This window comes from Candidatus Babeliales bacterium, assembly GCA_035944115.1.
Taxonomy (GTDB): domain Bacteria; phylum Babelota; class Babeliae; order Babelales; family Vermiphilaceae; genus DASZBJ01.
Window position 1 is genome coordinate 1 of sequence record DASZBJ010000040.1, and the last position, 8614, is coordinate 8614.

The 8614-nt window shown below is 39.0% G+C and carries 7 protein-coding genes; 1 reads left to right on the forward strand and 6 read right to left on the reverse strand.

The window, feature by feature from the left end; translation table 11 throughout:
- Nucleotides 1-17: 17 nt before the first annotated feature.
- The 6 genes from VGT41_04740 to VGT41_04765 form a co-directional block, all read right to left on the reverse strand.
- On the reverse strand, nt 18-773 hold the full coding sequence (locus VGT41_04740; GenBank protein HEV2601581.1) for an IS5 family transposase: 756 nt from the start codon (nt 771-773) through the stop codon (nt 18-20).
- Between the two features lie 159 nt (nt 774-932).
- Nucleotides 933-1814: a hypothetical protein gene (locus VGT41_04745; protein HEV2601582.1), complete on the reverse strand. Its 882-nt coding sequence runs from the start codon at nt 1812-1814 to the stop codon at nt 933-935.
- 102 nt (nt 1815-1916) lie between these two features.
- Entirely contained in the window at nt 1917-3482 is a 1566-nt protein-coding gene (locus VGT41_04750) for a hypothetical protein (GenBank protein HEV2601583.1), read from the reverse strand.
- A 156-nt stretch (nt 3483-3638) separates the two neighbouring features.
- On the reverse strand, nt 3639-4313 hold the full coding sequence (locus tag VGT41_04755; GenBank protein HEV2601584.1) for a hypothetical protein: 675 nt from the start codon (nt 4311-4313) through the stop codon (nt 3639-3641).
- Between the two features lie 118 nt (nt 4314-4431).
- A complete protein-coding gene (locus tag VGT41_04760; GenBank protein HEV2601585.1) occupies nt 4432-5169 on the reverse strand; it encodes a hypothetical protein in 738 nt (245 codons plus the stop codon).
- Between the two features lie 110 nt (nt 5170-5279).
- Nucleotides 5280-6905: a hypothetical protein gene (locus tag VGT41_04765; GenBank protein ID HEV2601586.1), complete on the reverse strand. Its 1626-nt coding sequence runs from the start codon at nt 6903-6905 to the stop codon at nt 5280-5282.
- A 277-nt stretch (nt 6906-7182) separates the two neighbouring features.
- On the opposite strand from VGT41_04765, the gene hisS reads away from it, so the two are divergent.
- Nucleotides 7183-8439 carry a histidine--tRNA ligase gene (gene hisS, locus VGT41_04770; GenBank protein HEV2601587.1) on the forward strand — a complete coding sequence of 419 codons (1257 nt, stop codon included), beginning with the start codon at nt 7183-7185 and terminating at the stop codon, nt 8437-8439.
- Nucleotides 8440-8614: the final 175 nt, after the last annotated feature.

The following is an 8614-nucleotide window of genomic DNA, read 5'->3' on the forward strand; positions in this document are numbered from 1 at the left end:
TAGGTTCTGTTGAGTTTTTATCGTAACCATAAACATGCTCCCACAAATGCAAGAAAAGACAGGAAATTGCGCTTTGATTTATCAAAACGTGAAAAAACCCGTCTAAAATGTTTCATTTTTCCGAAGCAACATTCTATTAAATGTCGTTCTTTATACGCATGTTTGTCATATTCAATAACTATTTTTCTGTTCGATTTTCCTGGTATAACAGTGATGCATCCTTTTTGTTGAAGCTCTGATCGAAAAGAATCTGAATCATAACCTTTGTCCCCTAAAACATTACAATTTTTTACGTCAGATGTTAGTGCACTAACTTGTGTCATTTCATGTGTTTGACCGGGAGTATTAATAAATTGTAATGGATTACCTAATGCATCAACTTTCATATGAATTTTACTTGTGAATCCACCTTTGCTACGGCCTAAGCCTTGCGATGTGGATTCTCCTTTTTTGTAACCAGAAGCGCAAGCATGTGCCCTAACTATTGTGGCATCAATCATGACTGATTCCAAATCCGGATTTTCAATGCAAAATACATGCAACTTGTCCCAAATGTTTTTTTTGCTCCATTCGTTGAATCTATGAAAAACGGTATTCCATAATCCGTATTTTTCTGGCAATTCTCTCCACTGTGCCCCTGTTCGTACCATCCAATAAATCCCTTCTAAAAAGGCTTTGCACTTATTTTCTTTACCTAAGTAAATATTTTTTAGGCTTTTTAAAAAAATTAAAATTTTGCTCCAAGCCACTTCGTTGATATACTCTTTTTTCATGATAGTGCCGATTTTTTGAAGATGTTCAGTCTAAAACTTTCGGTGCTATCATACCTCAAAAAATCATATCTTTAAAAACTCAACAGAACCTAGCTGGGGTATTAAAAATGATGTAAAAAAGGGCTTGCTATATCAAAACAGCAAGCCCTTTTTATTTCTTTATTGTACCGATGCAATGGTCTCGGTTATTTCTGGTAAAGTTATTGTACTAAATAATGTTTCATCACGAACTAACTGTTGTAGCGCTTCTTGATGCTGATCTAAATAGTCTTGGTAAGTAAATGGTGATGTTGTAGCGTTTATTACTACATCAGCAGGGGCAGAGAGTTGACTCAGTTGAACGTTGATGTTTGAAATATTATTTGTTGCAAGGTTTTGCAATATATCGATGATTTGTGTTTTGTAATCATTGGATTCGGCAGGTGTAGTTGCTGAATTGTTAATGCCGTCTAAAACAGCTTTTAAAGCATAACTTATTTTGATAGCCGCTGTATATGCATTCCTCATTGGTACAGACATATTAGCGGGTATGTTTTCGGTATATTTTAAGTTTGATGATAGATAGAGTCGTCTGATGAGGGCATTGATGTAGTTGTTGCGATCTGTTTCTGTTACCGCTGTTGGAGTTTCTATTGGTGTTGGTTCTGTAGTTGGTTCAGATGCTTGTCTGCTTTTTATTTGACGTACCAAATGGCGTAGGTCATCAGCTATTACTTTTCCTTGCTTAGGTTTATCTTTGAGCTGGTCAATGCCTTTAGCAGCTGTTTCCCCTATTTCTTGTATCTCTTGATTTGATATTTCTCCTCGTTCTGCTTCTGATCTAAGGGTCAGTATAAACGTTGCTACCTTGGTACGTATCCATTGCTCTTCGCCAGTCGATGCAGCTTCTACCAGTAACGATGCCATTTTTGTAGCGGTACTATTCTTGTTTTTCATTTCTTGGTTTATCTTTTTCATGATGGCAGCATTAGCGGCAAAACAAGATAGAGGTTTCAGCAGCTGCATGCCCAGTATCATGAGGAATATATTGTTTTTTTTCATTAGTAGTATCCTTTTTTTAAAAGAGAGGCCGCTTCCAGCCTCTCTTTATTGATAGTTCTTTGGTTAATTTTTTATGTAATCTTAATTTCTTATTTCTCTGGTTTATACTGCTGTTGCTTCAATTGGGAGCTCAGGTAGATCGTTGAGGAAAATATGTAATCTGATTGGGATTTCTATTGTAGTAAGAGCTTCGTTTTGTAAGGTGGTTCGTATAGAGTTTAGTTCTTTTTCCACTTCTCTTTTTGTGATGTTGTAGCTTAGAGCTATTGGTTCTTGTGCTGTATTCTTCCATGCGCTGTATCTTGCATCAAGCATATTAAATTCTTGTCGACTGATTTGTATAGGTAAGCTAACAAGATAGTCAAATAACTCTTTTGATAACATTTGATTTTTGCGGCCGCCTTGTTCTTTGTCTATTGCTTCTATTTCTTTGTTGAAGCGTTGATATTGTGAGTTTCCTGCAAGATCTGCAATGCTCATGCGGTCTCTTTTTACCCATGTTTCTTGTACCCATTTGGTGAGGAGCATTTTTAGCCTGATCCATTGAGTATGCGTTACCTGGACAGTGTCGCCTCGTTGTAGCGAGCTAAGGAAAGTATATAAATCGTTTGATAGTGTTTTAGTTCCGCTTGCCTGTTCGTGTATAATTTTTTGCATTTCCGCCTGAAACTTATCAAGATCAGGTTGCAAATATCCTGCAGACATCGTGCCACTATTTCGCCATGCGGCATAGCGCTGATATAAATTATTCCACTCGATGGGCGTTGCTAGATAGGTTAATCCGGCTGGTACGTTTTCAACTGTTGTACTTCTTGCTTCTTTTATTTCTTCTTCCAACTGCTGTCTTGCTGGCTGGTATTTTGTTCTCAGGCTCGCAAAGAAGTCTGCCAAGCTCGTTGAAATTTGTCTTGTTTCCCAATCAGAGCTTTCTGTATCGACTTTTATGTTGGCTATTTCCTGCATTTGTTCGCCTGTAACACCACTCTGTGCCATGTTAGCATAATAGAGTGGATACACTTGCTCCCATTCTGCGCGTGTTAGTGTATGTGTTGTAGGCTCTTCACTCGATGGTACATCGCGGAAGGTTTCTAGGTCGTCCCAAAGATATTTAGAAAGGGTTCTCATTTCGCCAGTTTGTTGATTGATTGTGGCGATTTCTGCTGATATTTCATCCGGAATTGGAAGAAACTCTGATTGTTCTTTCCCTTGTTCTTCTTCTAACCATGCTTGATACAGTTCATGTATTCGATTCCAGTATCCTGCTTCTATCTCTATAGTTTCAGCAGCGCCACGGGTCCGTGCAGCATCTTTATATATTTTCAGACCTAAAGATCCAAACGCGTCATCTAATTTATTTGCAAGTTTTTTACCTTTTCCTTGTGGCATATTGTTAAGCGCTTGCTTGGTGTTTTTAAGTATTGTTAGAAGGGTGTTTTCGTCGGTTTTTCCGCTTCGAATTTCTTTGTCGATTTGATTAATGAATCTATCAATATTGAGCTCTATCCATTGGCTATTTGTTTTTGATTTTGCTGCTTTTTGGATGACTTGCGCCATTGCTGGCGATGTTTTTGCGGCAGACATTTGCTTGTTTAAAGATGCTGCTTCACATGGCATTGATATAACGATTCCCAGCGCAAATAATGCCTGGTATAAGATATTTTTCTTCATTGATACACTCCTTTAGGTATTCATATAGTATTATTCTATTGTGAATACTACAGCACCTGATTAAGCAAAGTCAATGGTTTTTGATTCTGTCTGAATTTTTAATATTATTTTTTATTTGATTGTACGTGGAGGAAATAGGGTTGTGCATGGGCCAGGTTAGACGGGGATTCTGGTTGCATTGGGGAGCATTTTGAGAAAATTGTATGTCTCTTTTGATATTTGTCGTGTATCGCCCATTTGCGTTTCTCTGATTTCTCTGATCTCTGTTCTGAATTGTTGAAATTGCTCGCTCGTAATGCCTGCTGGTAATTCTGCATCATCATCAGCTTGCCATGATCTATAACTATCCAGTAGCCTATCATATTCTTCTCGAGTTACCGTTTTTATCGGTTCTTCTGCTTCTATTTCTTCTGTTATTGGTGTGATGTTTCTTTGTTCTGCCCATTGTTCTTTAAGGATTTTGAGTTGTAAAGATTTAAAGCTTGTGTCTAACTTTTCTGCAAGCTTTTTACCCTTCTTTTTAGGCATTCGTTCAAGCGCGCGTGTGGTTGCGTTAATTGTCATATGTAATTGCTGCATCTCATCTGCGGTGGCAAATTGATCATTGCGGATCTCTTTTTCGATTTGATTCATGAGTTTGTCGATATTGAGTTCTATCCATTTACTATTTGCAGTACGGTTTGTTGCATTTTGGATTACTTGAGCCATGTGCTGCGATGTTTGCGCAGTAGACATCTGTTTTTGCGGAGTCGTAAAAATAGCAAGGCAAGGTAGTGATATAACGCTACATATTATTAATACTATGATGTGAGATGTATTGTTCTTCATCATTATGACACTCCTTTTTCGCTTTGCTTTTAGTAGATATTGATGAGTAAAAGAGGCTGCAACGATATACGTCCAACCTCTTTTATTGTTTTCGTTGTTATGGTGATATTGTAACTATTATTTATTCTGTTAAGCGTGCGCCGCCTTCTTGGCCAACAAGTTCTTCACCAGCTCCTTCTTCGCCAACAACTTCTTCAACTTCCTGGGGTTCTTGTGCAGGGCTTTGTGATCTTAAATAGCCAAACTCTACAGCGTCTAGTCGAGATTTTAATTTTTTATAAAGATCTGATTTTGTACCATATGGAGCAACCGCATTAAGCGCTTCTGCTTTTATAGCATCAATATCCATTGCAGGTGTCTCGTCTTCGTATTGTAGTTCACCTGAGCGAATCGTGTGCGCATTCAGTTCTTCTCGTATTTTATTAGCAAGTCTGTCAAATTGACTTGCAACCCATTGACGGTTGCTTGGACGTTTTGAGGCTTCTTTTAGTAATGCGATCATTTCTTCTGCTGTTTCTGCTTTTTGCATTTCTTTTCTTATTTCGCGCATTCCTTTAGCATTACCAACTCTCGGATATGTTTTTTTCCCTTTAACCATTTTTTTTGATGTAGCCGCTGTTGATTTCATTTCCTCTTCGCCTGCGAAAATAGTTTCTTCTTCTTCGCCTTCAGGTCCTTCAGTGAAAATGGTTACTTCTTCTCCCCCAGTGCCTTCAGTTCCAGTGCCTTCAGTTAAGCTTGTAGAAGGTAGATCAAGACCTTCTTTTGTTTCTTCTGCTGATCCTTCTGCTGCAAAAGATGGTATAGACAAGGTAATAGAAAGTCCCACGACGGTGAGAAATAATAAGTTTTTCTTCATTATAAAACCCCTATATTGGTTAACATTATATGATTCTAATGTTAATTATATAGGGGTCGTATATTTAAAAGCAATAGTTTGATAATTCTGTTTGAATTACTTCTATTCTCTTACCAAGAAAGTCCTGCTTTTGCCCATATGGTCCATCGGTTTGCAGTGTTGTTATGAGGACCGAATTCATATGATCCGCCAGTGGCTACAAGAATCGGGTATTCTCTGTCATCCCATTTGTATCCAAGAGTTCCATATACAGTATGGCTAGTCATGCATGGATGTGCTGCTGAAACAAGATCAAGATCACATTCTGTGATTACATGGTCATTGTAGTAATCAATAAGATCGCCGCCGCCAGCAATTTGCTGTGCTAAGCTGTTATTGAGGCCATCAAAGTTGTCATTGATTTGTTGAACTCTATCAACGTTTCCTGGAGTAGAACCTTCAACAGATATTATAGCTGCAGTTGGCTCCCATGGGCATTCAAGTTCTACGCACTCATCAGGTCGTGCGAAGAATGTATAACCGGCTTCAGCAACTACATTGCATCGTTCATACGTAAGTGCTGTATTGAATGTACGGGTAAATCCTGGTTTTACTTTTACTGAACGACATAATATATTCACGCCTGGAGTATATAAGAATGGATCGTCATTAGTGATAGCGAGTAATGCTTGATCTCTATCTTTGTACATTCTCATGAAGCGAGACCATGGTTTGTTTACTATATCAATTAAACGATGTTGTTTGTTTCTTACTAAGTATTGACCACTGATATGGAAGTGATACGTCAAAGATGCATCTCTTGCTTCATCGTCCCAGAGGTGCATGGATCCTTTGGTACCAAACATAAGTCCTACATGTTTTTCTTGACCAATAATTGGCTCATATAAGAAAGTGCTTCTTACTTTGTTACCTGTTGGGAGTGAAATACCGAAATAACTTTCTAGTTTGCATGTATCATGGTTAAGTACTTCGTACCCAACATTAGCTTCGATGCTTGCTAGACGAGTTTTTGCTTTTTCACACGCACAATCTATTTTGCCACATTCCCAAGAAGCTTGTTTGAACGCTTCTTCCATGTTTCCTGCAACAACTACTCCTGCAGGAAGATCTGTTAGAACGCCACCACCATCATTAATGATAGTTTCAGAGAATCCCATGGTGTTTTTTACGCGCTGTACAGAAAAAGCAAGATTAAAAGTGAATGCTCGTCCTGTTTCTTCACATTCAGCAAATCGGTGATCAAATGTGAATCCACCGCCTACTACTGATTGGCGAGGAGCGAATCGGATAATACTCTTATATGCATCTTGATTATTCACAAATACGTTGAAATATTCAACAAGTACATCTGCATCTCTTTCGCCGAAGGTTAGATCACCAGCAGATTTCACACGCAGCTCACTTTTACCAAATGGAGTGAAGTATGTTGCCATGCGTCCGCGATCAGTTGTTCTACCACCAAAAATTACTGCTTGTACAGCGCTTTGGCAGCCATCTTCCCGAGCTATTGCACGGTTACGATAGAGAGATTCACGTTCAGGAGAACATAGACCAAAAAGAGGTCGATCGGTAAAATGTGTGCGACTTGTAACGACGGTATCACAAGGATCACAAGGCATAGCTATGACAACTTTACATGCCCCATCATCGCATGAGCTGTCACATGACTCACTCTGTGCAGTTACGGGGGCTGCTAGTGCAACAACTAGCAAAAGTGTAAGAAAATTACGATTCATACACGTTCCTTTTTTAGGGGGTTATTAATACTGTCCTAAGAATTATCATTTTGAGAAAAGAGCTGTCAAGAAAATTAATTTATTTTTTATAGTATGACTGTTTTTTTAATTGAATTTATATTTTGAAGGGAGGCGAATTGTGGTATAATTACCTTTTATGTGTTGTGTAGTGTAACGAGTTATCCTACGGAGTCCAAAAGTACTTCAGCTTGCCCGACGTAGTTTTATGCTAAGGTATTTAGGAGGATAGGAAGGCGGAACAGAAAAGGGTATTGTAATGTCTAAAGTTTCCCGCGTAAAGGGTACGCAAGATTTTCTAGATTTAGAACTTTATAATTTTATCATTGATAAGGTGCGGGATCATCTATTGGTTTATTATTTTACCGAAATAGCAACTCCTATTTTAGAACATACTGCTTTATTTACCCGTTCATTGGGTGAGCATACTGATGTGGTCAGCAAGGAAATGTTTACCATTACTACCGAGCATGATGATAATTTAATCTGCTTACGCCCAGAAGCCACGGCGTCAATAGCACGAGCATTTATAGAAAATAGTGTGACAACAACTCCGTGGAAAGTATTCACTCATGGTCCGATGTTTCGGCACGAGCGCCCACAAAGAGGACGGTATCGTGAATTCCATCAGGTTGATATGGAAATTATCGGTTCTAAGTCGGTGGCGCAAGATGTGCATCTTATTAAAATGTTAGATCGTTTGTTTCATGAACAGTTTCAGATTCAAGAATATGCGTTGCTTATAAATTTTCTTGGATGTGCTTCAGATCGAGTGTCATATGAAGTAGGATTAAAGAAATTTTTAGATTCTTTAGGCGATGCGTTGTGTGATACCTGTCTGGTACGTAAAGAGAAGAATATTTTACGAATCTTTGATTGTAAAAACCCGACGTGTCAGTCTCTATATCTTGATGCACCATATATAACTGAGTCGCTTTGCTCGCAGTGTGTTGGTGAATGGCAGCAAATGCAGGATCAACTTTCATTATTATCAGTTTCATTTGTTTGTAAACCTACTTTGGTTCGTGGTCTTGATTATTATAATAAGACGGTATTTGAGTTTGTTAGTAATGCTCTGGGAGCGCAAAGTGCGTTTTGTGCCGGAGGCCGCTATGACGGGCTGGTTGGTCTTATTGGGGGGAAAGAATCACATCCTTCTGTGGGGGCGGCTCTAGGGGTTGAACGACTCATGATTATTTTGGAGTCATTCCGTAATGAATTGCAACTGCCAACATTGCCTGTTTTGCATGCGATGATGCCTCTTTCGGAAAAACAGCAGTCCCTTGCTTTATTACTTGCAGATCTATTGCAGGCAGCAGGGTTTGCGGTTGAACTGTTTTTAGAAGGCGATTCTTTAAAAAGTATGATGCGTAAGGCAAATAAAATGGGAGCTGGCTATTGTTTGTTGCTCGGTGATGATGAACAGCAAGAAAATATGGTGACGGTAAAAAACATGGTGAATGGAGCGGAAAATCGTGTCCCGCAAGTGGATGTGGTGAAACATCTGAAGTTGTAGTTCGCGTGAGTTCGAAGTAACAAGCTTTGATAATTATTATGTCGCGCTCAGATTGAGCGCACGAATTCTGGATTGCCATACTCCGCCTTACGAAGTTTGATACGCAGTTTAGCTTCGAATGGCTCCTATCATGGCCCTTCATAGCTAACCGAAGGTTGCGTAGTAGGGCTACGCT